Consider the following 24,503-nt stretch of genomic DNA (forward strand, 5'->3'; position numbering starts at 1 on the left):
TCCTTGGAAGGGTCAGAAGATTCAGTCTACCTGCAGGCGCACGCCGTCGTCGCGCGCCGCCACGATCTCGCCGACCTCGGTCGCCGCGGCGAAACCATGTTTCTCGAACACCGCCAGCACCTGCGCCACGGTGTCAGGAGCGCAGGCCACCAGCAGGCCGCCGCTGGTCTGCGGGTCGGTGATGAGTGCCTGATCCACTGGCGGCAGCGATGCGGCCAGGCGGACTTCGTTGCCGTAGGCCGCCCAGTTGCGGCCGCTGGCGCCAGTCACAAGACCCTGGGCCGCGAGTTCGCGCACGCCGCCGATCAGCGGCACCTTGCCCATGTCCAGCCGCACGGTGGTGTTCGAGCCGCGCGCCATCTCCAGCGCGTGGCCGGCCAGACCGAAGCCGGTCACATCGGTGAGCGCATGCACGCCGTCCAGCGCCGCCAGGTCGGGGCCGGGGGTGTTCAGCTGGGTGGTGTTCGCGATCATCTGCGCATAGCCGTCGGCGCCCAGCCTGTCCTTCTTGAGCGCGGCCGAGAGCACGCCCACACCCAGCGGCTTGCCCAGGATCAGGCGGTCACCGACCTTCGCGTCGGCGTTTCGCTTGACACGTTTTGGATGCACCAGGCCGAGCGCCACCAGCCCATAGATCGGTTCGACCGAATCGATGGTGTGGCCGCCAGCGATCGGGATGCCGGCGGCGCGGCACACGCTCTGTCCGCCTTCGAGGATCTTGCCGATGGTCTCCGTCGACAGCACGCTGATCGGCATGCCGACCAGGGCCAGCGCCATGATGGGCGTGCCGCCCATGGCGTAGACGTCGCTGATCGCGTTGGTGGCGGCGATGCGGCCGAAGTCGAACGGGTCGTCGACGATGGGCATGAAGAAGTCGGTGGTGGCGATCAGCGCCTGCTCGTCGTTGAGCTGGTAGACCGCCGCGTCGTCGGCGGTCTCGATACCGACCAGCAGCTCCTTGGGAATCGGCATCGCCGCCGTGCCCTTGAGGATGTCGGACAGCACGCCGGGCGCGATCTTGCAGCCGCAGCCGCCACCGTGCGAGAGGCTGGTGAGGCGGGGTTGGGTGGTGGACGTTGTGGTCATCGGGGGCTCACATGAAATTGCGGGTGTGACGTTCGGACATGGCCTGCGCCTGCTCGGTGGCAAAGCCGAGTTTGACCAGGCGCGCGCGCCGCCCTTCGGCCATCTCCTGCTTGAGGCGCTGCACGCGCTCGTAGCCTTCGGCAATGGCCTCGGGCGTGAAGGCGCCGGCGGCCAGCAGGATCAGCGCGTCGAACACTTCTTCGTTCAGGCCATCGGTGCTGGCCAGCTCGTCGTAGCGCCGCTCGACCGCCGCGTTCAGGCGGTGTTTCAGGTCCGCGTCCTGTTCCATCTGCCAGGCCAGGTGCGACATGCCGAAGGCCACGTGGCGGGCTTCGTCGCGGCTGGCCAGGCGGCAGATCTGGCGCGTGACCGGGTCGGGTGCGTAGGTGTTGAGGAAGTTCAGCAGGTTGACGAACGTGCCTTCGCCCAGCACCGACAGCAGGAACGACGCGACCGAAAACTCGGGCTCGTCGAACAGGGTCTTGAGCGAGGCCTGCGCGCCGGCGGTTGACAGGGCCGGGCCGCGGCCCTTGAGGCCGATGCGGCGCGTGAACACCTCGACGTGCCGCGCCTCGTCGGCGATGGTGATCGCCAGACACTGCAGCACCTCGCGGAAGTGCGGGTGCATCTGACCGAGAAAACGCGCGGGCACCAGCAGGGCGGCGTTTTCGTTCTCGACCAGGTAGGTCATCACCTGGACCACGGCGTCTTCCACCTCGGTGGGCAGCTCGAAGGGCGCGGCCCAGTCGATGGCCTCGTTCGGGTCCCATTGCGCGGCGACGGCGGTCGCGTAGAGACGCGCGGCGTCGTCGGCCCAGAGCGCGGCCTTCTCGGACAGCGGGAAGTGGAACTCGGGCGCGCCCGCTTCCACCAGCGCGCCGCGAGCAGCCACGCCCCAGCGGGCGCTGGGCTGGGACACCACCGCACCGCCCGCGGCCGGGTCGGACGCGCCGGCCCGCTGCGCGCCACGCCAGCGCTGGGCTTCGCCCGGGCCGGGCGCGATGCGGTGTTCGCCATCCACGCTCTGCACCGCCAGCCCGCGCTTGCGGCACCAGCCGGACAGGTGCACGCCCAACTCGGGGTGGCTGCCGCGCACGCGCAGCGGCAGGGCCGGGTCGCGCTGGCGCAGGGCGTGGGCCACCAGCACATGGGCACCGGTGTCCATGCCCAGCGCGCCCAGGTCGAGCACCGGAGCGGTCGACAGATCAGTAGTGGTATCCATCGGCGGTGATGTTGCCTTGCGCGTCGTAGAAGCCGGTGGCATCGACCGCGCGGTCCAGCCAGGCGTAACCGCTGGTGCGGCCGTCCTTCCATTCGCGCAGGCCTTCGAGCTCAAGCAGCGGGCGCACGACTGGGTCGTCGAACGACATGGCGCGGATCAGTTGCTCGAAGCGCGCCATCAGCTCGGCTGGCGCGCCGGGGCTGGTGGTGAAGTTGCAGTGGTCGAACGCCGGCGTGCGCGCCAGCACCGTGGTGCGGCCGGCGGGCAGCGTGCCCTCCTGCGTGAACGCCAGGTGGTTGCCGTCGATCATCACGGCCGCGTCGACCTCGCCCGCCACCAGGGCGCGCGCCGCATCGCGTTCGCCGCCCACGTGGTCACCGTGTTTGCCGCCGAGCACGTCGTGGCGCACCACGGTCATGGCCGTGTCGGGGTCGATGCCCTGCTCGCGCAGCCACTGCAGCGGGATCAGCGTGGCCTGCGGCGAGTCGATCGCGCCCACGCCGATGCGTTTGCCGCGCAGGTCGGCCAGCGTGTTGATGCCGGCGCCGGTACGCACCACGATGACCGAGCTCAGGTCGCAGTCGGTGTCGCGCATGGCGATGGCACGCACCTGGTCAGACACGCCGCGCGCCCTGGCCATGCGCTCGGCGCGCAGCCAGGCCAGCGGCGAGTTCCAGGCCACATGCACTTCACCGCTGAACTGCGCCTCGACCTGGCGCTCGTAGTTGGAGTACAGGATGAAGTCGAAGGGCAGGCCGTGGCGGACGAAGAACTCCTTGAAGCCTTCCCAGATGGTGACGACCTTGGGCGCGTAGGCGACGGCGCCGAGAATCAGTGTTTGAGACATGTCGTTTCCTTGTCGGTGCGGCGGGTTCAGAACAGGTCCATGCCCAGCGTGGCCTTGCCGATGAAGTCGTACAGCACGTCCGACGTCGGCGCCATGACGGACGCGGCGCGCGCGTCGCGGAACAGACGCTCGATGCCGACTTCCTTGCGGAAGGCGGCGCCACCACAGACGCGCATCGCCAGGTCGGTGACCTGCATGGCCGATTCGGCGGCGTGGGCCTTGACCTGCAGCACGCGCAGCATCGCGTCGGCACGGCCACCGGCGATGGCGGCCACGGTGTCGTCCAGCAACACGGCCGCGCTGTCGGCCTGGATCTTGGCGCGGGCGATGTAGGCGCGGGCGGTCGGCAGGTCGGCGATGCTGGTGCCCAGGTGGGCGAAGCGGGTGGCGTTGACGTGGGCGGCGGCGCGGGTGATCGCGCCTTCCATCATGCCCACCGAACCCGAGGCGTTGAGCACCGAGAACCAGGGCAGCACCACGCCCATCATCACGTCGAAGCCCGTGCCGTCGGCACCCAGCATCGCGGACTGCGGCAGGCGCACGCCCTCGGCGCGCACCGGCGACGACGCGTTGCCGCGCAGGCCCAGGCCGTCGAACGGCGCCACGGTGGTCAGGCCGGCGCTGGTGCGCGGCACCAGCCAGATCGTGCTGGCGCCGGCGGCGGCCATCGGCTGGCTGGACCACACGTAGGAATCGGCGTGGCCGGCGGTGGTGACCCAGCTCTTGGCCGCGTCGAGCAGCACGTCGCTGCCGTCGGCACGGGCGGTGCTGGTGGGGGCCCAGAAGTGGCTGCGCGAACCGGCTTCGGAGAACGCCAGCGTGCTCAGGTGCTGTCCGGCGGCGACGGCCTTGCGCGTGGCTTCGTTGCCGAACTTTTCGATCACGGCCACGGCGCTGAAGTGCATCGCCAGGATCATGGCGGTCGAGGGGCAGGACTGCGCGATGCGGCGCACGGCCTTGCTGGCGTGGCCCAGGTCACCACCGGCGCCACCGACGCTGGCGTCGCTGATCAGGCCCAGCAGGCCGGCGCTGCGCAGCGCGGCCAGGCTGCTGGCGGGGAACTGCCCCAGCTTGTCGGTCTCGATGGCGGCGGCGTCGATGACCGAGGTCACCACACCGTCCAGGGTGTTCAGCAGGGCTTGGGCAGGGGCGATGTTCGTCATGGGTGCAGATCCAGGGAAAGGGTGGATGGAATGTGTGCGGGAACCGTGCCCGGGCGCGCCTGCGGTCAAGCGGCAGGTGAAATCGCGCCGAAGTCCCGGCCCGAAGGCGGAACCCGGCGCGGCGCCCGGAAAACCCAGAGAGGTTAATGCATGCGCCGCCAGAGCGGCGTCAGGGCACGAGCCGCAGCAGGCGCCCGTCGGACTCGTCCGTCAGCAGGTAGATGAAGCCGTCCGGCCCCTGGCGCACATCGCGCAGCCGCTCACCGAGCTTGGGCAGCAACTTCTCTTCCTTCACCAGCTTCGTGCCCTGGAAGCTCAGCCGCGCCAGGTGGCCGAACTTGAGCGAGCCGACCAGCATGCTGCCGACCCAGGCCTTGCCGTAGCGTTCGCTGGTGACCCAGGCCATGCCCGAGGGGGCGATCGAGGGCACCCAGTAGTGCAGCGGCTGCTCCATGCCGGCCTTGGCCGTGATGCCCTCGCCGATGGCACCACCGCCGTAGTTCTCGCCGTAGGTGATGACCGGCCAGCCGTAGTTCTTGCCGGCCTCCGGGCGATTGACTTCGTCGCCGCCCTGGGGGCCGTGTTCGATGGTCCACAGGCGACCGTCCGGGCCGAGGGCCGCGCCCTGCAGGTTGCGGTGGCCAAGGCTCCAGATTTCCGGCAGCGCGCCCGGCGTGGTGGCGAACGGGTTGTCGGGCGGCGCGCTGCCGTCCTTGCGCAGCCGCACGACCTTGCCCAGGTGGTTGTCGAGCTTCTGCGCGTCGTCCTTGCGCGAGAAGCGCTCGCCCAGCGTGAGGAACAGGGTCTGGTCCCTGGCCTCGACAATGCGGCAGCCGAAGTGCGCCGAACTGGCCACCTTGGGCTTCTGGCTGAAGATGGTCCTGACGTTCTCCAGCCGCGTCGCGTCGTCCGACAACTGCGCCACCGCCAGTGCGGTCGAGTTGCCGCCCGGCCCGGGTTCGGAGAAGCAGAAGTAAATGGTGCGGTTGCGCTCGAAGCGGCTGTCGGCGATCACGTCGAGCAGACCACCCTGCCCGCCCGCCTCGATCTTCGGCAGCCCCGCCAGCGGCGCGCCCAGCTGGCCGTCGGGCTGCACCACCCGCAGGCGGCCCGGCCGCTCGGTCACCAGCATGCGGCCTCCGTCGATGAACGCCAGCCCCCAGGGGTTCTGCAGCCCGGTGCTCACCACCTCGACCCTGGGCGTCGCGGCGAACGCGGTTGCAGAACAGGCCAACAGCAACCAGCAGGCACCGTGGAACCGGCTTCGCCGGGCCACAGGTGTCGTCCCCCCGGACAGGGGGGAAGACGCGAAGCGGCGCAGGGGGGTCATTTCAATCACCCGAACGGTCGAACCCCGAACAGCGCCCCGTGCGCCCACATCACCGTGAGCCCATACAGCGCCAGCCCGCCAACCACCGCGATCACGTCGTTGGCCGCACTCGCCGGCAGCGCCGGCACCGTGCGCAACGCGCCGGCCTGCGCGCGGCGCTTGAGCGAGATGCGGTCGGCCACGGCCCAGAGCAGGAAGCCGCCAAACAGCAGCACATCGGCCAGGCTGCCGCCGGTCGCGGACTGCGCCAGCAGGTGGGCGAAGGCCCAGAGCTTCACCGCCAGCAGCATCGGGTGCTTCGCCGCGCGCTGGATGCGACCCGGCAGGTAGGCCGCCAGCAGCAGCACGAACACGGGCAACAGCAGCAAGGCCGCGAGGTGGCGGAAGCCACCGGGCAGGCTGTAGAGCAGCACCGGGTTCTCGCGCGCCAGACCGTAGCCCCAGACGATCAGACCCAGCCCGACCGCCGACACCAGCGAATACAGGCCTTTCCAGGGGCCTTCGCCCAGACGCGCCACCAGTTGGTCACGCCCGGAGGGCGAGACGATGGCAACCGAATGCACGCCCAGAAACAGCAACAAACCCAGCACCAGCCAACTCATGCCATCTCCTTGGACAAATCGTGCGCGACCTCGGCCATGGTGGGCCGGTCACCGGGATCGGTGGCCATGCAGGCCTGCGCCAGAGCGGCCATCATGTCATGCAGCGGTTCGCCGTGTGTGACATCGAGTCTTTCCCCGAGTTCCTCCAGCAGGCAGCCAAACGAGCGCACCTCCAGCGCCTGCAGCGCGCGCGCCAGCGCCGGCTGGTCGGCCGGCAGCAGGGCCGCCGCGCCGAAGTCGCTGAGCAGGGCCCCGCCGGTGGCCGGGTCGAACAGGATGTTGTGGGCGTAGAAGTCGCCGTGGGTCGCGCCCTGGCGGTGCAGGTGGGCCAGCGCGTCGGCCATGTCGCGCAGCAGGCGCCGCGCCGGCCCGGCCGCGATGCGCCAGCCGGCGGGATACACGTCGCGCGTGCAGCTGTCCAGGCTGGGCGGCCCGGCGAGCAACGTGTGCGATGGCGGAATCAGCGGCAGGAACATGCCCATCGCACCTTCCGGGTGCCCCTGCAGCTTCGCCACCGGCGTGCACAGCGTCGGGTGCGCGCCGACAAAGCCGCTGGCCGCCATTTCGTGTTCGGCCAGGCCGTCGCTGGTGACCGCACCGCGGAACAGCTTGAGCGCCAGTTCGTCGGCATGGCCCGCGACCCGCGCGCGCACGGCGCGGCCCGATGCGCCCTCGCCCAGCAAATCGCCCACCTGCACCGCCGACCAGTTGATCGATGGCAGCCCGGGGCCCGCCGGCGCGGCCCAGCCCAGCGGGTTGCCCGCCAGCGCCAGCCAGCTCAGGCGTGGCAGCGCGGTCAGCCAGGCCGGCAGCCGCTCGAAACGGTTGGCCGAGATGCGCAACAACTCCAGCCGCTGCGCGTTCGCCAGCCCCTCGGGCAGCGCCCGCAGCCGGTTGCCCGCCAGCATGAGCTTCTGCATGCGGGGGCGCTCGCCCACGGCATCGGGCAGGGTCTCGATCGCGTTGTCGGTCAGGATCAGCCAGCGCAGCCGCGGCGGCAGCGCGGCGACCGGCACCTGCCGGATCTGGCAGGCCTTGAAGCCCACCATTTCCAGCGAGGCGCATTCGCCCAGCACTTCGGGCAGCGTGGTGAAGGGGTTGTCCGAGCCGAACACCACCTTCAGGCGGTGCAGCCGTGGCAGCCAGTCCGGCAGGTCGGTCAGGCGGTTGCCGCTGAGGTTGAGCACCTCCAGCGTGTCGGCCAGCGCCAGCACCTCGTCGGGCAGCGCGGTCAGGCCGCAGGAAAGGTCTAGCCGGGTGGCGCCGGCCAGGGCGCCATGGCGCAGTTGTTCAAGGGTGTGCATTCGGTCGCGATTATCGGATCGGGCCGTGTGGCAACAAAGGAACAGCCCCGCAAAGCCGCCCCCGGGAACCTCGCGGCGCTCCTAGAATCGATCCAGACCAACCCGCACAAGGAGCGCCCATGAAGAAGCAACTCCTGGCCGCGGCCGCACTGCTCGCGGCCCTCGGCAGCCCGGCCGCCCAGGCCCAGAGCGTGTACGGGGAACTGGGCTATTCCAACCTCTCGCTCAAGCTGTCGGTGCCCGTCATCGGCCTGCGCGCCAGCGCCAGCCCGAACATGGTGCGCGGCCTGGTCGGGCTGCAGCTCACCGACGGATTCGCGCTCGAAGCCATCGGCGGCCTCAATTCCGGCAAGGGCACCTACACCGCCAGCAACACCGGCACCCAGTACAGCGGCAAGGTCGATCAGCTCTACGGGCTGTATGTCACGCCGAAATTCGGCCTCGGCCCGGTCGAAGTGTTCGGCCGCGTCGGCATGGCCAGCAGCAAGATCAGCTTCCAGGGCCTGGGTTCGGGCTCCGACAAGAAGCTTTCTTACGGCGGCGGTCTTAGGCTGATGCCGACCAGCAAGCTCTCGCTGAGCGTCGACTACATGAACTACCTCGACAGCGGCGGCGCCAGCGTCAACGGCTACTCGCTCAACCTCGGCCTGCGCTTCTGACCCTGTCCGCGCTCAGGGGACCGCCGGACCTGGGTCCGGCGCGACATCCGGCAAGTGTTCCGGAACATAGGCCAGCAGGTCGCCCGGCTGGCACTGCAGGTATTCGCAGATTTTTTCCAGTGTCTCGAAGCGCACGCCCTTGACCTTGCCCTGCTTGAGCAGGGACATGTTGGCCTCGGTGATGCCGATGTGTTCGGCCAGGTCGCGCGACCGGACCTTGCGCCGCGCCATCATCACGTCCAGTTGCACAACGATGGACATCAGACAAAGCCCTCGTTCTCTTCGGCCAGCGTCTGACCTTCGCCGATCACCGCCGCCATCAGCCAGACCAGGCCGGCGAAGAACAGCGTGAACACATGGTCGGAGCCGATGCCGATGGCCAGTTGCCGCTGGCCCGGCGGGTTGTGCAGCGTCAGCAGCACCGAGGTGACGGCGCCCGAGAGCAGGGCCGCCAGCGCGGCCCAGGCGACCCAGCCGGCAAAGCGCCGCAGCAGCACCGTCGCCTGCAGCGTGAACACCTGCCCCTGGGCAAACATGGCGAAACAGCGCCGCGCCTGCCACACGCCCGCCAGCAGCAGCGCCAGCGGCACGCCCATCACCGCGCCCGCGGCCACCCGCTGCCAGGGCGCCAGCGGCCCCTGGATCAGCGGTGGCGGCAGATTGGCATGGCTGGCGAGCATGGCGTCGCTGGCCGTGGCCCAGTAGAACACCAGGGCCAGCGGCAGCCCCACCAGCAGCGCCCAGCAGGCGGCCACCATCCAGCGGCTGATGCGGCGCACGCGCTGCAGCGACAAGGCCTTGCGGTCGGAAGGAAAAGCGTTCATCGGAGATCCGGTCGGTGGTGGGTGGACGAATCTATTTTTATTGTTTTACAATAATTTTTTATCTGATAACGATCATTTTAAGACCATGTCACACCGCACCGCCCTGGCCTGGACCCGCCGCAGCCTGCTGCTGTCCGCCGCCGCCCTGCTGACCGCCTGCGGCGGCATCCCGCTGAGCGCGATCCCGCGACTGACCCAGCTCTCCGGCCAGTTGCTGGAGGCCAATCCGGCGCATTTCATGGTCGCGGTCCAGGCCGACGTGCGCATCGCACCGCCGCCCGGCGCAGCGCCCCAGTTGCTGATCCAGCTCAAGCCCAAGGTGGCGGGTGCCTTCGAGCCGGTCGACCGGAAACTGCCGCTGACACTGACCACCTCCTCGGTCGCGACGCTGGGTCTGGACGCGCCCGGCCCGGGCCGCCGCTGGCTGGTCTACAGCCTGCCGCCCGCCACCCAGGCCGAACTGCAGCGCGTGCAGGCCACGGTGAAGCAGGCGCAGGCCCAGCCGGGCTACCAGCGAGGTGGCTCGCTGAGCATCGGCATCGAACAGAAGGACCTCGCCATGACCGACCCGGCGCTGGACCACACGCGCTGGTCGACCTGGATACAGGTCAGGCAGAGCGAGGGCTTCTTCGAGATGTGGGACGGCACCCCGGCGCAGATTCGCAAAATGGCGGCCGATGCCGCCGCGGCGCAGGCCGCCAAACGCTGAGCGCCGGAACGGGCGGTTTCAGCCCAGGATCGCCGCCTCGCCCGCTCCGCTGCCGCCGCGGTTGTCGCGCCATTCCACGCGGATGCGATCGCCCGCCTGGCCGCCTTTGAAGCGGAAGGCCAGCAGCGGATCGCGCGACACCGAAGGGCCCACGTCGGCCTGCAGCACGGTGCGGCCGTTGTGGGTGACCAGCAGGTCGGTGATGTGGTGGGCCGGGATGAGCTGGCCGGCCGGGTCCTTGCGGTTGCCGGACTCCATCACGTGCGGCACCAGCACGCGGACCGTGGTCTCACCGGCGGCCAGCGTGGCGCGGATCTTGATCGGTTCGTTCATGGCCGGCTCATCCTCCGCAGCTGCCGACGGTGACCGCCGTCTGCTTGCTGGCCATGTAGAGCTTGCCGTCGGCGCGCACCACCGCCACCACGCGGCTGCTCTCGGCCATCTTCACCCGCAGCTGGATGTCGGGCAGCGTGCCCGCCGGAAAACGGAAGCTGGCCGACAGCGGCACCGGGTTCTTCTCGACCAGCAGGTGGATCTCGGTCGTGCCCGGCAGCAGGCTGACCACCCGCACCGGCGCGACGCTGCCGTCCTCGACGATGTCCAGTGCGGTGAGCTGCACCTGGCCGCTGGTCGCGGGCCGGCTGCCCAGCGCGGCCAGGGCGCCGTCCAGCGTGTCGGCGGCAAAACCGGCGCGGGCGTCGGCCGCAAGCGCCTGCGGCCAGCCCACGACGCCGTGCGTGGCCAGCATGGCCAGCACGCTGCTGGTGGTCTTCAGGGCCTGGCGGCGATCGGGCGACACGGTGACTCCGGGGATGATCTGGTCGGGAGTTTATGCTGATCACCCCCGGGCGCCACGCGGCGCCGCAGCGAAGGAGACGCTCTTGAAACCAGTCCTGCGGTGGAGTCTGGCCACCCTGCTCGCGGCCACGGCCGCCACGGCGACCGCCGAGGTCGCCCAGGTGCGCGTCTGGGCCGCGGCCTGCGCCACCTGCCACGGCACCGACGGCCGCGCGCTCGACGGCATGCCCGCGCTGGCCGGGCGCGACCGCGACGAACTGCTGCACAAGCTGCTGGACTTCAAGAACGGCCGCCAGAGCGCCACCCTGATGCACCAGCTGTCCAGGGGCTACACCGACGAACAGCTGCGCGACATCGCCACCTACTTCGCGGGGCAGACGAAATGAACCATCCCGTCATGCAACGCCGCCGGCTGGTCCAGGGCCTGGGCGCCGGTTCGGTGCTCGCGAGGGTCGCCGGCGCGGCCAGCCTCGCGGGTTGCGCCGCGGTCGGCGGGCAACCGCCCCGGGTGGTGGTGGTCGGTGGCGGCTTTGGTGGCGCCACCGCGGCCAAGTACCTGCGGCTGTTCTCCGACCACGGCATCGAGGTCACGCTGGTCGAACCCGCGGCGGCCTTTGTCTCCTGTCCGGTCTCCAACCTCGTGCTCCAGGGCAGCAGGGCCCTGGCCGACATCACCCTGTCGTACGACGCGCTGGCGCGGCACCACGGCGTGCGGATCGTGCGCGATCGCGTGAGCGCGATCGACACCGACCGGCGCCGTGTCCGTCTGGCCGGCGGCGCCGAGCTGCCCTACGACCGGCTGATCCTCTCGCCCGGCATCGACTTCCTCTGGGACGCGCTGCCCGGCCTGTCGGCCGAGGGCGCCCGCGAAAAGGTGCTGCACGCCTGGAAGGCCGGCCCGCAGACCGTGGCGCTGCGGCGCCAGCTCGAAGCCATGCCCGACGGCGGCGTCTACGCGCTCACCATTCCCCCCGCGCCCTACCGCTGCCCGCCCGGCCCCTACGAACGCGCCTGCATGGTGGCCAGCTACTTCAAGCAGGCCAAGCCGCGCAGCAAGGTCATCGTGTTCGACGCCAACGACGACATCGTGTCGAAGAAGGCCCTGTTCCTCCAGGCCTGGTCGGAACACTACCCGGGCCTGATCGAATACCGGCCCAAGCACCGGCTCGCCGACGTCGACGCGGCCACCCTGACGCTGAAGTTCGATCTGCAGGACGACGTCAGGGCCGCGGTCGCCAATGTGCTGCCCGAGATGCGGGCCGGCGACATCGCGGTGCGCAGCGGCCTGGCGACCGCCAACGGCCGCTGGTGCGAGGTCGACTTCCTCAGCTTCGAGTCGAAGGCTGCGAAACACATCCACGTGCTCGGCGACGCGATCCAGATCGCACCGGCCATGCCCAAGTCGGGCCACATGGCCAACCAGCACGGCAAGACCTGCGCCGCGGCCGTGGTCGCGCTGCTGCAGGGACAGGCGCCGCCACCGCAGCCGCTCTACGCCAACACCTGCTACAGCTTCGTGACCGCCACGGCCGCCATGCACGTGAGCAGCGTGCACCGCTACGACGCCGAGAAGAAGACCATGCTCACCGTGCCCGGCGCGGGTGGCCTCTCCAGCGCCGCCAGCGAGGCCGAAGCCCAGTACGCGCACGCCTGGGCGCGCAACATCTGGGCCGACACGCTGGCATGACGCAGCCGCCCCGCGCGCGCCGGTGGACCGCCGCGGGTGGCTAGCGGGAGCCTGATCTCAGGCGCCGGTACAGCCAGCCGGTGATCGCCAGGTTGAGCAGGTTCCAGGCAATGCCGTTGATGAAGGCGGCGTCGTAACTGCCGGTCTGGTCGAAGATCCAGCCCGAGAGCCAGCCGCCCAGCGCCATGCCGAGCAGCGTGGCCATGATCACCGCGCCGACCCGGGCGCCCACTTCCTGCAGCGCGAAGTGCTCGCGGACGATGATGGCGTAGGACGGCACGATGCCGCCCTGGAACAGGCCGAACAGGGCCGAGACCACATACAGCGGCACCATGCCATCGAACGGCAGGAACAGCAGCAGCGCCACGCCCTGCAGCACCGAGCCCAGCAGCAGGGTGCGGATGCCACCGATGCGGTCGCAGACGACGCCCGACACCAGCCGGCTGACGATGCCGCTGGCCAGCATCAGCGACAGCATCTCGGCACCGCGCGCCGCGCCATAACCCAGGTCGGTGCAATAGGCCACGATGTGCACCTGGGGCATCGACATGGCGACACAGCAGCCCACCCCGGCCACGCACAGCAACCACTGGGCCTGCGAAGGCCGGAGGCCGAAGGGGCGGCTGCGGTCTGCGGCCGGCGCGGCAGCGGCCGCATCCACCGGCACCGGCGCGGCCTGCGGCGGTCGCTGGCGCATGAGGCCCGACAGCGCCAGCATGCCCAGGCCGCAGACCACGCCCATGATCGTGTAAGTGGGGCGCCAGCCGATGGTCTCGATGCCGTGCTGCACCAGCGGCGGCCAGAGCGCGCCGGCGATGTAGTTGCCGCTGGCGCAGATCGCCACCGCGATGCCGCGCCGCCGGTTCCACCACAACGAGGTGTCGGCCAGCAGCGGCGCGAAGGTCGCGGCGCCACCGAGCAGACCGAGCAGTCCGTGCGCGAGGCCGAAGGTCCAGATGCTGCCGGACTGCGCGGCCCAGAGGAAACCGCCCGCCACCGCCAGCGCGCCGACCCAGAGCACCTTCATCAGGCCGTGCCGGTCGGCCATGCGGCCGGTCCAGATGCCGCCGATGCCCAGGCAGACCATCATGAAGGTGTAGGGCAACGAGGCGCTGGCGCGGTCGATACCGAACTCGCGCTGCACCGTGGGCAGCACCACCGACACCACGTACATGCTGCTGTTGCCCAGCACCACCAGACCCAGCGCCACCAGCAGCCGCCAGGCGGCCTGGCGCGAATCGATGACGGAGGGATCGGCGTGCAGGGGACGGTTCATCACCGCAATCTAACGCAGCCGCCGCCCGGCCCCGTGTCCCGGGCGCGGCTGGTCCCGCGGATCGCGGCTCAGGCCACCCGGGCCGCCAGCTCGCCCTTGTCGTAGCGCTTCTGCATCGTCTCCAGGCTGTGCACCTGGGTGATCTTGCTGGCCATGCCTGCCGAGCCGAAGGCTTCGTAGCGCGCGGCGCAGATCGCCTGCATCGCCTTGGTGGCCTCCTTGTAGAACTTGCGCGGGTCGAAGTTCTTGCGGTCTTCGGCCAGGTGCTTGCGGATCGCGCCGGTGCTGGCCATGCGCAGGTCGGTGTCGATGTTGACCTTGCGCACGCCGTTCCTGATGCCTTCGACGATCTCTTCCACCGGCACGCCGTAGGTCTGCCCCATGTCGCCGCCGTGCTGGTTGATGATGGCCAGCCAGTCCTCCGGCACGCTCGACGAGCCGTGCATCACCAGGTGCACGTTGGGGATGCGCTGGTGGATCTCCTTCACGCGGTCGATGCGCAGCACCTTGCCACTGGGCTTGCTGCTGAACTTGTAGGCGCCGTGGCTGGTGCCGATGGCGATGGCCAGCGCGTCCACCTGGGTCTGGCGCACGAAGTCCGCAGCCTCGTCGGGATCGGTCAGCAGGGCCGAGTGGTCCAGCACGCCCTCGGCGCCGTGGCCGTCTTCTTCGCCGGCCTTGCCGGTCTCCAGCGAACCCAGGCAACCGAGCTCACCTTCGACCGAGACCCCGCAAGCGTGGGCCAGGTCCACCACCTGCTTCGTCGTGGCCACGTTGTATTCGTAGCTCGCCGGCGTCTTTCCGTCGGCCAGCAGGCTGCCGTCCATCATCACCGAGCTGAAGCCCGACTGGATGGAGCGGCCGCAGATCGCGGGCGTGGCGCCGTGGTCCTGGTGCATGCAGACGGGGATGTGCGGGTACATCTCGATCGCGGCGGCGATCAGGTGGCGCAGGAAGGGCTCGCCCGCGTAGGAGCGGGCACCCGCCGACCCCTGCAGGATGACCGGGCTGTCCACGGCCGCGGCGGCCTGCATGATGGCCTGCACCTGCTCCATGTTGTTGACGTTGAAGGCCGGCAGGCCGTAGCTGTGTTCTGCCGCGTGGTCGAGCAGTTGCCGAAGGGAAATCAGGGCCATGAAAGTGTCTCCGTTGGATTGAAAAAATCAGGGTGCGGCACGGCGCGCGAGGATCTCGAACGCCGGCAGCGTCCGGCCTTCGAGCACTTCGAGGAAGGCACCACCGCCGGTCGAGATGTAGCCCACGTCCTTCTCGATGCCGTACTTGGCGATGGCGGCGAGCGTGTCGCCACCGCCGGCGATGGAAAAGGCGCTGCTCTCGGCAATCGCCTTGGCAATGGCCCTGGTGCCGCCCTCGAAGGCCGCGAACTCGAACACGCCCACCGGGCCGTTCCAGACGATCGTGCCGGCGCCCTTGAGCTGCGCGGCCAGCCTGGCCGCCGTCTTCGGGCCGATGTCCAGGATCAGGTCGTCGTCGTCCACCTCGGTCGCGGCCTTCACCGTCGCGGCGGCGTCGGCGCTGAAGCTCTTGGCGCAGACCACGTCTTCGGGGATCGGCACCTCGGCGCCGCGCGCCTTCATGGCCGCGATCACCGCCGTGGCCTCGCCCAGCAGGTCGGGTTCGGCCAGGCTCTTGCCGATCTTCAGACCGGCGGCCAGCATGAAGGTGTTGGCGATGCCGCCGCCGACGATCAGGCCGTCCACGTTCTTCGCCAGGCTCTGCAGGATGCTCAACTTGGTCGAGACCTTGGAGCCGGCGACGATGGCCACCAGGGGTCGGCGGGGATTGGCCAGGGCGCGCGAAATCGCGTCCATCTCGGCCGCCAGCAGCGGCCCGGCGCAGGCGATCGGCGCGGTCCCGGCGATGCCGTAGGTCGTGCCTTCGGCGCGGTGCGCGGTGCCGAAAGCGTCGTGCACGAAGATGTCGCACAGCTGGCCCAGCTTGGCGGCCAGCTCGGGCTTGTTCTTCTTCTCGCCCACGTTCAGGCGGCAGTTCTCCAGCAGCACCACCTCGCCCGGGCCGACCGCGAAGCCGCCGTCGACCCAGTCCGGCACCAGACGCACCTCGAGACCCAGCAACTCGGACAGCCGCCGTGCCACCGGCGAGAGCGAGTCTTCGGGCCGGAACACACCTTCGGTCGGTCGGCCCAGGTGGGACGTGACCATCACCGCCGCACCGGCGTCCAGCGCCATGCGGATCGCCGGGATCGAGGCGCGGACGCGCGTGTCTTCGGTGATCTCGCCGCTGTCGTTCAGGGGCACATTGAGATCCGCGCGGATGAACACCCGCTTGCCGCGCGCAAAACCACTGGCGCAGACCTCGCTGAATCGGAGGAAGTTCATGCTGCCCTCCCCTCAGCCGCGCGCCACGACCCGTGCCATCTCCAGGCACTTGTTGGAGTAGCCCCACTCGTTGTCGTACCAGCTCACGACCTTCACGAAGGTCTTGTCCAGCGCGATGCCGGCGTCGGCGTCGAACACCGAGGTGCAGGTCTCGCCGCGGAAGTCGGTGGCCACCACCTTGTCTTCCGTGTAGCCCAGCACGCCCTTCAAGGCGCCCTGGCTCTGCGCCTTCATCTCGGCCTTGATCTCTTCGTAGGTGGCTTCGCTGTTGAGCTCGACGGTCAGGTCGACCACCGACACGTCGGAGGTCGGCACGCGGAAGCTCATGCCGGTCAGCTTCTTGTTCAGCTCGGGGATCACCACGCCCACGGCCTTGGCGGCACCGGTGGAGGACGGGATGATGTTTTCCAGGATGCCGCGGCCGCCGCGCCAGTCCTTGTTGGACGGGCCGTCCACGGTCTTCTGCGTGGCGGTCGCCGCGTGCACGGTGGTCATCAGGCCGCGCTTGATGCCCCACTTGTCGTGCAGCACCTTGGCCACGGGGGCCAGGCAGTTGGTGGTGCAGGAGGCGTTGGAGATGATGGACTGGCCGGCGTAGGTCTTGTCGTTGACGCCGAAGACGAACATCGGGGTGTCGTCCTTGGACGGGGCAGAGAAGATCACCTTCTTGGCGCCCGCGGCCAGGTGCTTCTCGCCGCCGGCCTTGTCCAGGAAGATGCCGGTGGATTCGATCACGATGTCGGCGCCGACTTCGTTCCACTTCAGGGCCGTCGGGTCCTTCTCGGCGGTCAGGCGGATCTTCTTGCCGTTGACGACCAGGGTGTTGCCTTCGACCGAAACGGTGCCCTTGAAGCGGCCGTGCACGCTGTCGTACTGCAGCATGTAGGCCAGGTAGTCGGGTTCGAGCAGGTCGTTGATGGCAACGATCTCGATGTCCGGGAAGTTCTGGATCGCGCTGCGCAGCACGTTGCGGCCGATGCGGCCAAAACCATTGATACCGACTTTGATAGCCATGTCCGATGTCTCCGAAATGAAATGGAAAAAGAAAAGGCGTTCAGACCGGCGCGGCGCTGGCGCGCAGGGCCGGCAGGGTGGTCAACGCCGAAAGATCGGGGATCACCCGGTCGGGCGCACAGGCCTCGATGGGTTCGCCCATGTTGTAGCCATAGGGCAGCGCCCAGACGCTGATGCCCGCGTTGCGCGCGGTGGCCACGTCGATGCTGGAGTCGCCCACGAACAGCGCGCGCGCCTGCAGCACGTCGAACATCTCCAGGCAGTCGTGCACGCCGGCCGGGTCGGGCTTCTTCACCGGCAGCGTGTCGCCGCTGATGACCCGGTCGAACAGCGGCGACAGGCCGTGCACGTCCAGCACCGTCTGCGTGTAGCGCCCTTCCTTGTTGGTCATCAGCACCAGCGACACCCCCGCGGCGCGCAGGGCCTGCAGGCTCTCCAGCACGTGTGGGTAGAGCCGGCTGCGGGTGCCGCAGCGCGCCTGGTAGTGGCGCGCGAACTCGGCTTCGATCCGCGGAAAGGCCTCCGCGCTGCGCACGGTTTCTGCCGGGGTGTCCAGCACCCTGGCCAGCGCCTGGATCAGCAGCTCGCGCGTGCCGTGGCCGATCCAGTCGTCCACCTCCTGCTGCGAGACCGCGGGGTGTCCGAGTGCGGTGAGCGTGTCGTTGACCGCATCGGCAATCTCCGGCGCGGTCTCGACCAGCGTGCCGTCGAGGTCGAACAGGATCAGGTCAAAGGGATACGCGCTCACGAAAGCCGCCCTTTCACCGCCGCCACCACCGCCGCGGCCGTGATGCCAAAGTGCGCGTAGAGGTCCTTGGCCGGGGCCGATTCGCCGAAGCTGGCGATGCCGATCACCGCGCCGGTGCGGCCCACATACTTGCGCCAGAAGTCCGGGTGCGCAGCCTCCACCGCCACGGTGGGCAGGGCCAGCGGCAGCACGCGGTCCTGGTAGGCCGCGCCCTGGCGGTCGAACAGGTTGGAGCACGGCATCGACACCACGCGGGTGCGCACACCGTCGAGGGCGAGCGCGGCCTGGGCCGCCAGCGCGATCTCGACCTCGGAGCCGGTGGCGACGATCACCGCCTGCGGTTCCTCCATGTCGCTGAGCACATAGCCACCCTGGCGGATCGCGGCGGTCTGTTCGATGGTCGCCACGCGCGGCAGGTTCTGGCGCGAGAGGCACAGCGCACTCGGGCCGTCGCGGCGTTCGATCGCGTGCGCCCAGGCCACCGCCGTCTCCAGTCCGTCGGCCGGTCGCCAGACGTCCAGGCCCGGGATGATGCGCAGGCTGGGCACGTGCTCCACGCTCTGGTGGGTCGGGCCGTCTTCGCCCAGGCCGATGCTGTCGTGCGTGAACACATGGATCACGCGCTGCTTCATCAGCGCAGCCATGCGGATGGCGTTGCGGCTGTAGTCGCTGAAGGTCAGGAAGGTGCCGCCGTAGGGGATGAAGCCGCCGTGCAGCGCCATGCCGTTCATGAGCGCGGCCATGCCGAACTCGCGCACGCCGTAGCTCAGGTGGTTGCCCCAGGTGTCCCTGCCCGCTTTGACACAACCCTTGAAGTTGGTCAGGTTCGAGCCCGTGAGGTCGGCGCTGCCGCCGAAGAACTCGGGCACCAGCGGCGCCAGCACGTCCAGCGCGTTCTGGCTCGCCTTGCGGGTGGCCACGGCGTCCGGCTTCGCGGCGATGGCGGCGAGCAACGACGGCAGCTGTTCGGCGAACGCGGGCAGCAGATCACCGGCCATGCGGCGTTCGAACTCGGCCGCCTCGGCGGGAAACGCGGTGCGGTAGGCCTCGAAGCGCTGGCGCCATTCGCGCTCGGCCTGCGCGCCGCGTTCCAGGGCGTTCCAGGCCGTGGCAATCTCCAGCGGGATCTCGAACGGCGCCGCCGTCCAGCCCAGGGCGTCGCGCGTGGCCTGCACCTCGGCCGCGCCGAGAGCGGCACCGTGCACGTCGTGCGTGCCGGCCTTGTTGGGCGAGCCCATGCCGATCACGGTCTGGCAGCAGATCAGCGTCGGCTTGCCGTCGGCGCGGGCGCCCTGCTGCTTCGCCGCGGCCAGCGCGGCCTCGATGGCCACCGGATCGTGGCCGTCGACCTTGGGGATCACGTGCCAGCCGTAGGCCTCGAAGCGCTTCGGTGTGTCGTCGGTGAACCAGCCCTCGACATGGCCGTCGATCGAGATGCCGTTGTCGTCGTAGAACGCCACCAGCTTCGAGAGGCGCAGCGTGCCGGCGAGCGCGCAGGCCTCGTGGCTGATGCCTTCCATCATGCAGCCGTCGCCCAGGAAGGCGTAGGTGAAGTGGTCGACGACGCGGTGACCATCGCGGTTGAATTCGGCCGCCAGCAGCTTCTCGGCCAGCGCCATGCCGACGGCATTGCTGATGCCCTGGCCCAGCGGGCCGGTGGTGGTTTCCACGCCGGGCGTGATGCCGACCTCGGGGTGGCCCGCGGTCTTGCTGTGCAGCTGGCGGAAGTTCTTCAGCTCTTCCATCGGCAGGTCGTAGCCAGTCAGGTGCAGCAAGGCATAGATCAGCATCGAGCCGTGGCCGTTGGAGAGCACGAAGCGGTCGCGGTCGGCCCATTGCGGGTTGGCCGGGTTGTGCCGCAGGTGCCGGTTCCAGAGCACCTCGGCGATGTCGGCCATGCCCATGGGGGCGCCGGGGTGGCCGGACTTGGCTTTCTCGACCGCGTCGACGGCGAGCATGCGGATGGCGTTCGCCATCGAGCGGGCGAGTTCAGGGGAAGGGTTCTGCATGGTTGTCTCCGGTTCCGATCAGGCGTGGCCGAAGGCGCGCTTTTTCCGTTCCATCATTCGCCAGATGAACGGCGTGAAGATCAGCTGCATCGCGATCTCCATCTTTCCGCCAGGCACCACGATGGTGTTGGCCCGGCTCATCCAGGAGCCGTTGATCATGTTGAGCAGGTACTGGAAGTCGATGCCCTTGGGCTTGGCGAAGCGGATCACCACCATGCTCTCGTCGGCGCTGGGAATGTCGCGCGCGATGAAGGGGTTGCTCGTGTCCACCACGGGGATGCGCTGGAAGTTCACGTGCGTCAGGCCGAACTGCGGCACGATGTAGTTCACGTAGTCGGGCATGCGGCGCAGGATGGTGTCGACCACCGCCTCCTGGCTGTAGCCGCGCTGGGTCTTGTCGCGGATCAGCTTCTGCGTCCACTCCAGGTTGATCGAGGGCACCACGCCGATCAGCAGGTCGGGGTACTGCGCGATGTCCACGGCGTCGGTCTTCACCGCGCCGTGCAGGCCTTCGTAGAACAGCAGGTCGGTGCCGTCGGGAATGGCTTCCCAGGGCGTGAAGGTGCCCGCCTCCTGCTGGTAGGGCGCGGCTTCTTCCGCGTTGTGCAGGTACTTGCGGCAACGACCGGTGCCGTCGGTGGCGTACTGGCGGAACAGGCCCTCGATCTCGTCGAACAGGTTGCCCTCGGCCCCGAAATGGCTGAAGTGCTGGTTGCCCTTGGCCTCTTCTTCGGCCATGCGCGCCTTCATGGCCTTGCGGTCGAAGCGGTGGAAGCTGTCGCCTTCGATGACCGCGGCCTGGAGCTCTTCGCGGCGGAAGATGTTCTGGAAGGTGCGGGTCACCGTCGAGGTGCCGGCGCCCGATGAACCAGTGATGGCGATGATGGGGTGTCGTTCTGACATGGCTTTGTCTCCGGAGATGAAAAATTCGGTGCGCGTTCAGTCGCGAAAGAGTGAGCGCTCGGCGAACAGGGGATTGGTTTCCTTGTAGGCGGCGGGCTCGCGGTGGTAGCGCTCGATGCGCTCCACCTCGTTCTTGCTGCCGAACACCAGGCCGATGCGCTGGTGCAGCGCGGTGGGCTGGGTGGCCAGCACCGGTTCGCGGCCGGTGCTGGCGCGGCCGCCGGCCTGTTCGATCAGCATGCCCACCGGGTTGGCTTCGTAGAGCAGGCGCAGGCGACCGTGCTTGCTCGGGTCCTTGGTGTCCTTGGGGTACATGAAGATGCCGCCGCGCATCAGGATGCGGTGCGCCTCGGCGACCATCGAAGCGATCCAGCGCATGTTGAAGTCCTTGCCGCGCGCGCCGGTCTTGCCGGCCAGGCACTCGTCCACATAGCGCTTCACCGGCGCTTCCCAGAAGCGGCTGTTGGACGCATTGATCGCGAACTCGTGCGTGTCTTCCGGAATCTGCAGGTTCGGGTGGGTCAGCATGAACTGGCCCAGGTTCGGGTCCAGCGTGAACCCGGCCACGCCGTTGCCCACCGTCAGCACCAGCATGGTGGTCGGGCCGTAGAGCGCGTAGCCGGCGGCGAGCTGCTGGGTGCCGGGCTGCAGGAAGTCGGCCTCGACCACGTCGCGGCCGGAGTCGATCGCGTCCTGCGGCGCGCGCAGGATGGAGAAGATAGAGCCCACGGTCACGTTGACGTCGATGTTCGAGGAGCCGTCGAGCGGATCAAACACCAGCAGGTACTTGCCGCGCTGCTGCGTCTCGGGAATCTGGTACGGGTGGTCCATCTCCTCGGACGCCATGCCCGCGAGGTGGCCGCCCCACTCCGTCATCTCGGTGAAGTAGGCGTTGCTGATCACGTCCAGGCGCTTCTGTTCCTCGCCCTGCACGTTGACGGCCGTCGCCACATCGGCCGCCGGATTGCCCAGCACGCCGCCGAGTTCACCGAAGGCGACCGAGCGCGCGATGGCCTTGCAGGCCAGCGCCACGTCGAGCAGCAGGGCATTGAAATCGCCGCTGGCACCGGGAAAGCGGCGGCGTTGTTCGATCAGGTATTGCGTGAGCGTGAAGCGGCGGCGCGTGGTCATGGGGAGCTTTCGGGGGTTTCAGGAATGGGAGGCTTTGGCAGCGTTGCTGCGCAAGGTGTTCATGACGTTGCGGTAGCCGCCGTCGTTGTCGGGCGCGCCGAACACGGCGCTGCCGGCGACCAGGGTGTCGGCCCCGGCGGCCACGATCTGCGCGATGTTGTCGACCTTGACGCCGCCGTCGACCTCGAGCCAGATGTCGCGGCCGGTGTCGGCGGCGAAGGCGTCGATGCGCTGGCGCGCGGCGCGCAGCTTGGACAGCGTGGACGGGATGAACTGCTGGCCGCCGAAGCCGGGGTTCACGCTCATGAGCAGGACCAGGTCCAGCTTGTCCATGACGTGGTCCATCCATTCGAGCGGCGTGGCCGGGTTGAACGCGAGGCCGGCCTTGCAGCCGTGGTCGCGGATCAGCTGCAGCGTGCGGTCGACGTGGCGGCTGGCCTCGGGGTGGAAGCTGATGAGGTTGGCGCCGGCCTTGGCGAACAGCGGGATCAGCGCGTCCACCGGCTCGACCATCAGGTGCACGTCGATGCCGATCTTCACGTGCGGACGGATCGCCTCGCAGACCAGCGGGCCGATGGTCAGGTTGGGCACGTAATGGTTGTCCATCACGTCGAAATGCACCAGGTCGGCGCCGGCGGCTTCGATGGCGCGCACTTCCTCGCCCAGGCGGGCGAAGTCGGCGGAGAGGATGGACGGGGCGATGCGGATGGCGGACATGGTGGTCGGTGGTGGAGGGAAACGGGGGTCTCGGCGGGCGTCTTCAGCGGGCGTGCCACTCGCGCAGCCGCGGCACGCTGACCTGGGTCAGGTCGGCGACGGTGCGCAACGCGCCCTTGAAGTCGTGGTGGGCGGTGAAGCGGTTGGGGGTGATCACGGTGTCCAGGCCGGCGGCCAGCGCCGCCTTCAGGCCGTTGGCCGAGTCTTCGAAGGCCACGCAGTCGGCGGCCCGCAGGCCCAGCTCGGCCAGCACCTTCATGTAGACCTGCGGGTTGGGCTTCTTGATCGGCGCGTTGCTGGCGTCGCCGACCGAGAGGAAGTGCTCGCGCCAGTCGGGGCCGATGGCGGTGCGCAGCAGGGCGGCGATGTTGACCGGCGAGGTGGTGGTGGCGATCGCCAGTTGCAGGCCCTGGGCACGCGCTTCGCTCATCAGCGCCAGCACGCCGGGCCGCAGGCTGACCGCGCCCTGCAGCACGGCGCTTTCGTAATAGGCGGTCTTGAGTTCGTGCAGCCGAGCGACCAGGTCCTGCACGGCGCCGTTGTCGACCTCCTTGAGACCGGCGTTCACACTGCGCCAATGGTGCATCAGGCGCTCGCGGCCGCCGGAGATCTCCAGCAGGCGGATGTACTCGTCCACGCCCCAGCGCCAGTCCAGCCCTTCCTCACGGAAAGCGTGGTTGAAAGCCTCCAGGTGCAGGCCTTCGGTATCGGCGAGCGTGCCGTCCACATCGAAGATCAGGGCCTTGAGCATGTCCGTTCACCTTTTTTCACACAATGGAATTTCAGGGGTGAGGCGGACTGTATGGCGCCGTTGAAATAAGGTAAATTCACAAGTAATTGACTTTCACTTAAGCAATCACTGAATGAAGAACGCCACCTTCCGCCAGCTCCGGGTGTTCAACGAGGTCGCCCGCCACCTCAGCTTCGCGCGCGCGGCCGAGGCCCTGCACCTGACACCGCCGGCCGTGACCATGCAGGTCAAGGAACTGGAAGGCCATGTCGGGATGCCGCTGTTCGAGCGCAACGGGCGCCAGGTCGCGCTCACGACCGCGGGCGAATACATGCTGGTCTACGCGCGCAAGGTGCTCGCCACGCTCAAGGACGCCGAGGACGCGGCCGCGCGCCTCAAGCAGGTGGAGGTCGGGCAGCTGACCATCGGCATGGTCAGCACCGCCAAGTACTTCCTGCCGCCGCTGCTGGCGCAGTTCCAGCGCGAGCACGAGGGCGTGGAAATCCGGCTGGCGGTGGGCAACCGCGAGCAGCTGGTGAAGATGTTGCACGGCAACGAGGTGGACATCGCCGTCATGGGCCGGCCGCCCAAGGAGCTGGCCACCCGCACCGAGCCCTTCGCGGCGCACCCGCACGTGTTCGTCGCGCCGGTCGACCACCCGCTGCTCAAGATCGGCCACCCGACCGTCGAGAGCCTGCGCCCCTACGGGTTCATCCTGCGCGAACGCGGCTCCGGCACGCGCGCGGCGATGGAGAACTTCCTGGAGAAATCGCGCATGGAGCCGCGCGTGGTGATGGAGATGGGCAGCAACGAGACCATCAAGCAGGCGGTGATGGCCGGCATGGGCATCAGCTTCCTCTCGCTGCACACCATCGGCCTCGAACTCGAACACGGCCTGATCGCCATCCTCGACGTCGAAGGCACGCCCATCGTGCGCGCCTGGAACGTGGTGCACACGCTCTCCAAGCTGCTCTCACCCTCGGCCGAAGCCTTCCGCTACTTCATGCTCGAACACGCCGAGGGCTATCTGGCCGACAAGTACGGCCGCTACCTGCGCCTGCAGCCCGCGGGCTAGGCGGCGCGCTAGCGTTTGGGCGCCCGGGCCTGGCGCTCGTGTTTGCGCCAGTACTGGAACTCGTCTTCGTGGACTTCCAGATCGATCTCCGAGACGCGCGTCTGCAGCCGCTCCTGCACATCCGCCACCGCCTTGTTGTAGACCACCGGGCCGATCTCTTCGAGGAAAAAACCCAGCAGGCCGCCCGCGGCGATGTTGCCGATCTTCTCGTCCATGTGTTCGCGGAAATAGCGTTCGATGGACGCGACGGCCTGGGCGCGCAGTTCTTTGGACAGTTCGATGGTCATGGTTCTTTTCCTTGGGCGGGAC

At 68.9% G+C, this 24,503-nt stretch carries 27 protein-coding genes; 5 read left to right on the plus strand and 22 right to left on the minus strand.

All coding sequences use genetic code 11. The features are described 5' to 3' along the window. Positions 1–21: 21 nt before the first annotated feature. The 7 genes from selD to ACS5NL_RS08190 form a co-directional block, all read right to left on the minus strand. Positions 22–1,086, minus strand: coding sequence for a selenide, water dikinase SelD (gene selD, locus ACS5NL_RS08160; protein WP_439353229.1), 1,065 nt, complete (start codon positions 1,084–1,086; stop codon positions 22–24). A gap of 7 nt (positions 1,087–1,093) precedes the next feature. Further along, complete coding sequence (locus ACS5NL_RS08165; protein WP_439353230.1) at positions 1,094–2,308, minus strand: ferritin-like domain-containing protein; 1,215 nt, start codon at positions 2,306–2,308, stop codon at positions 1,094–1,096. Continuing rightward, positions 2,292–3,155: a phosphate/phosphite/phosphonate ABC transporter substrate-binding protein gene (locus ACS5NL_RS08170; RefSeq protein WP_439353231.1), complete on the minus strand. Its 864-nt coding sequence runs from the start codon at positions 3,153–3,155 to the stop codon at positions 2,292–2,294. Before ACS5NL_RS08170 ends, ACS5NL_RS08165 begins: the two co-directional genes overlap by 17 nt. 26 nt (positions 3,156–3,181) lie before the next feature. Further along, positions 3,182–4,318: an acyl-CoA dehydrogenase family protein gene (locus ACS5NL_RS08175; RefSeq protein ID WP_439353232.1), complete on the minus strand. Its 1,137-nt coding sequence runs from the start codon at positions 4,316–4,318 to the stop codon at positions 3,182–3,184. 169 nt (positions 4,319–4,487) lie between these two features. Further along, entirely contained in the window at positions 4,488–5,552 is a 1,065-nt protein-coding gene (locus ACS5NL_RS08180) for a PQQ-dependent sugar dehydrogenase (protein WP_439353233.1), read from the minus strand. A gap of 101 nt (positions 5,553–5,653) precedes the next feature. Then, positions 5,654–6,250 carry an NnrU family protein gene (locus tag ACS5NL_RS08185; RefSeq protein ID WP_439353234.1) on the minus strand — a complete coding sequence of 199 codons (597 nt, stop codon included), beginning with the start codon at positions 6,248–6,250 and terminating at the stop codon, positions 5,654–5,656. Continuing rightward, positions 6,247–7,554 (minus strand): leucine-rich repeat-containing protein kinase family protein, encoded by a 1,308-nt coding sequence (locus tag ACS5NL_RS08190; protein ID WP_439353235.1) that lies wholly within the window; start codon positions 7,552–7,554, stop codon positions 6,247–6,249. The genes ACS5NL_RS08185 and ACS5NL_RS08190 overlap by 4 nt, the downstream gene beginning before the upstream one ends. 119 nt (positions 7,555–7,673) lie before the next feature. On the opposite strand from ACS5NL_RS08190, the gene ACS5NL_RS08195 reads away from it, so the two are divergent. Further along, on the plus strand, positions 7,674–8,213 hold the full coding sequence (locus ACS5NL_RS08195) for an outer membrane beta-barrel protein (protein ID WP_439353236.1): 540 nt from the start codon (positions 7,674–7,676) through the stop codon (positions 8,211–8,213). Between the two features lie 12 nt (positions 8,214–8,225). Here the strand turns inward: ACS5NL_RS08195 and ACS5NL_RS08200 are convergent, their stop codons facing one another. Both ACS5NL_RS08200 and ACS5NL_RS08205 read right to left on the minus strand, forming a co-directional pair. Further along, positions 8,226–8,474 carry a helix-turn-helix domain-containing protein gene (locus ACS5NL_RS08200; protein WP_439353237.1) on the minus strand — a complete coding sequence of 83 codons (249 nt, stop codon included), beginning with the start codon at positions 8,472–8,474 and terminating at the stop codon, positions 8,226–8,228. After that, positions 8,474–9,037: a DUF2975 domain-containing protein gene (locus ACS5NL_RS08205; RefSeq protein WP_439353238.1), complete on the minus strand. Its 564-nt coding sequence runs from the start codon at positions 9,035–9,037 to the stop codon at positions 8,474–8,476. The genes ACS5NL_RS08200 and ACS5NL_RS08205 overlap by 1 nt, the downstream gene beginning before the upstream one ends. An 85-nt stretch (positions 9,038–9,122) precedes the next feature. Here ACS5NL_RS08205 and ACS5NL_RS08210 point away from each other — a divergent pair, with 85 nt between their 5' ends. After that, positions 9,123–9,746: a hypothetical protein gene (locus ACS5NL_RS08210; RefSeq protein WP_439353239.1), complete on the plus strand. Its 624-nt coding sequence runs from the start codon at positions 9,123–9,125 to the stop codon at positions 9,744–9,746. Between the two features lie 18 nt (positions 9,747–9,764). Here the strand turns inward: ACS5NL_RS08210 and soxZ are convergent, their stop codons facing one another. Beyond that, on the minus strand, positions 9,765–10,079 hold the full coding sequence (gene soxZ, locus ACS5NL_RS08215) for a thiosulfate oxidation carrier complex protein SoxZ (RefSeq protein ID WP_439353240.1): 315 nt from the start codon (positions 10,077–10,079) through the stop codon (positions 9,765–9,767). 7 nt (positions 10,080–10,086) lie between these two features. Next, entirely contained in the window at positions 10,087–10,545 is a 459-nt protein-coding gene (gene soxY / locus ACS5NL_RS08220) for a thiosulfate oxidation carrier protein SoxY (protein ID WP_439353241.1), read from the minus strand. 82 nt (positions 10,546–10,627) lie between these two features. Between soxY and ACS5NL_RS08225 the strand changes: the two genes are divergently transcribed. Further along, a complete protein-coding gene (locus tag ACS5NL_RS08225) occupies positions 10,628–10,930 on the plus strand; it encodes a c-type cytochrome (RefSeq protein ID WP_439353242.1) in 303 nt (100 codons plus the stop codon). Positions 10,931–10,941: 11 nt separating this feature from the next. Beyond that, a complete protein-coding gene (locus ACS5NL_RS08230; RefSeq protein ID WP_439353474.1) occupies positions 10,942–12,231 on the plus strand; it encodes an FCSD flavin-binding domain-containing protein in 1,290 nt (429 codons plus the stop codon). A gap of 40 nt (positions 12,232–12,271) precedes the next feature. On the opposite strand, the gene ACS5NL_RS08235 is transcribed toward ACS5NL_RS08230, so the two are convergent. The 10 genes from ACS5NL_RS08235 to ACS5NL_RS08280 all read right to left on the minus strand — a co-directional run bounded on the left by ACS5NL_RS08235 (position 12,272) and on the right by ACS5NL_RS08280 (position 23,140). Continuing rightward, positions 12,272–13,507, minus strand: a complete 1,236-nt coding sequence (locus ACS5NL_RS08235; protein ID WP_439353243.1) for an MFS transporter — start codon at positions 13,505–13,507, stop codon at positions 12,272–12,274. 68 nt (positions 13,508–13,575) lie between these two features. Further along, positions 13,576–14,643, minus strand: coding sequence for a class II fructose-bisphosphate aldolase (gene fba / locus ACS5NL_RS08240; protein WP_439353244.1), 1,068 nt, complete (start codon positions 14,641–14,643; stop codon positions 13,576–13,578). A 27-nt stretch (positions 14,644–14,670) separates the two neighbouring features. After that, the gene (locus ACS5NL_RS08245; RefSeq protein WP_439353245.1) at positions 14,671–15,867 is read right to left on the minus strand and encodes a phosphoglycerate kinase; all 1,197 of its coding nucleotides are present in this window, start codon (positions 15,865–15,867) and stop codon (positions 14,671–14,673) included. A 12-nt stretch (positions 15,868–15,879) separates the two neighbouring features. After that, positions 15,880–16,881 (minus strand): type I glyceraldehyde-3-phosphate dehydrogenase, encoded by a 1,002-nt coding sequence (gap, locus tag ACS5NL_RS08250; protein ID WP_439353246.1) that lies wholly within the window; start codon positions 16,879–16,881, stop codon positions 15,880–15,882. Positions 16,882–16,921: 40 nt separating this feature from the next. Further along, complete coding sequence (gph, locus tag ACS5NL_RS08255) at positions 16,922–17,629, minus strand: phosphoglycolate phosphatase (protein ID WP_439353247.1); 708 nt, start codon at positions 17,627–17,629, stop codon at positions 16,922–16,924. Further along, on the minus strand, positions 17,626–19,638 hold the full coding sequence (gene tkt / locus ACS5NL_RS08260; RefSeq protein WP_439353248.1) for a transketolase: 2,013 nt from the start codon (positions 19,636–19,638) through the stop codon (positions 17,626–17,628). Before tkt ends, gph begins: the two co-directional genes overlap by 4 nt. Before the next feature lie 18 nt (positions 19,639–19,656). Then, positions 19,657–20,541 carry a phosphoribulokinase gene (locus ACS5NL_RS08265; RefSeq protein ID WP_439353249.1) on the minus strand — a complete coding sequence of 295 codons (885 nt, stop codon included), beginning with the start codon at positions 20,539–20,541 and terminating at the stop codon, positions 19,657–19,659. Between the two features lie 36 nt (positions 20,542–20,577). Beyond that, on the minus strand, positions 20,578–21,672 hold the full coding sequence (locus ACS5NL_RS08270) for a class 1 fructose-bisphosphatase (protein ID WP_439353250.1): 1,095 nt from the start codon (positions 21,670–21,672) through the stop codon (positions 20,578–20,580). Between the two features lie 18 nt (positions 21,673–21,690). After that, a complete protein-coding gene (rpe, locus tag ACS5NL_RS08275; protein WP_439353251.1) occupies positions 21,691–22,389 on the minus strand; it encodes a ribulose-phosphate 3-epimerase in 699 nt (232 codons plus the stop codon). Between the two features lie 43 nt (positions 22,390–22,432). Beyond that, a complete protein-coding gene (locus ACS5NL_RS08280; protein ID WP_439353252.1) occupies positions 22,433–23,140 on the minus strand; it encodes an HAD-IA family hydrolase in 708 nt (235 codons plus the stop codon). 112 nt (positions 23,141–23,252) lie between these two features. Between ACS5NL_RS08280 and ACS5NL_RS08285 the strand changes: the two genes are divergently transcribed. Continuing rightward, a complete protein-coding gene (locus ACS5NL_RS08285; protein WP_439353253.1) occupies positions 23,253–24,194 on the plus strand; it encodes a LysR family transcriptional regulator in 942 nt (313 codons plus the stop codon). 8 nt (positions 24,195–24,202) lie between these two features. Here the strand turns inward: ACS5NL_RS08285 and ACS5NL_RS08290 are convergent, their stop codons facing one another. Beyond that, positions 24,203–24,481 (minus strand): DUF2164 domain-containing protein, encoded by a 279-nt coding sequence (locus tag ACS5NL_RS08290; RefSeq protein WP_439353254.1) that lies wholly within the window; start codon positions 24,479–24,481, stop codon positions 24,203–24,205. Between the last annotated feature and the right edge of the window lie 22 nt (positions 24,482–24,503).

This window comes from Hydrogenophaga sedimenti, assembly GCF_051857515.1.
Taxonomy (GTDB): domain Bacteria; phylum Pseudomonadota; class Gammaproteobacteria; order Burkholderiales; family Burkholderiaceae_C; genus Hydrogenophaga.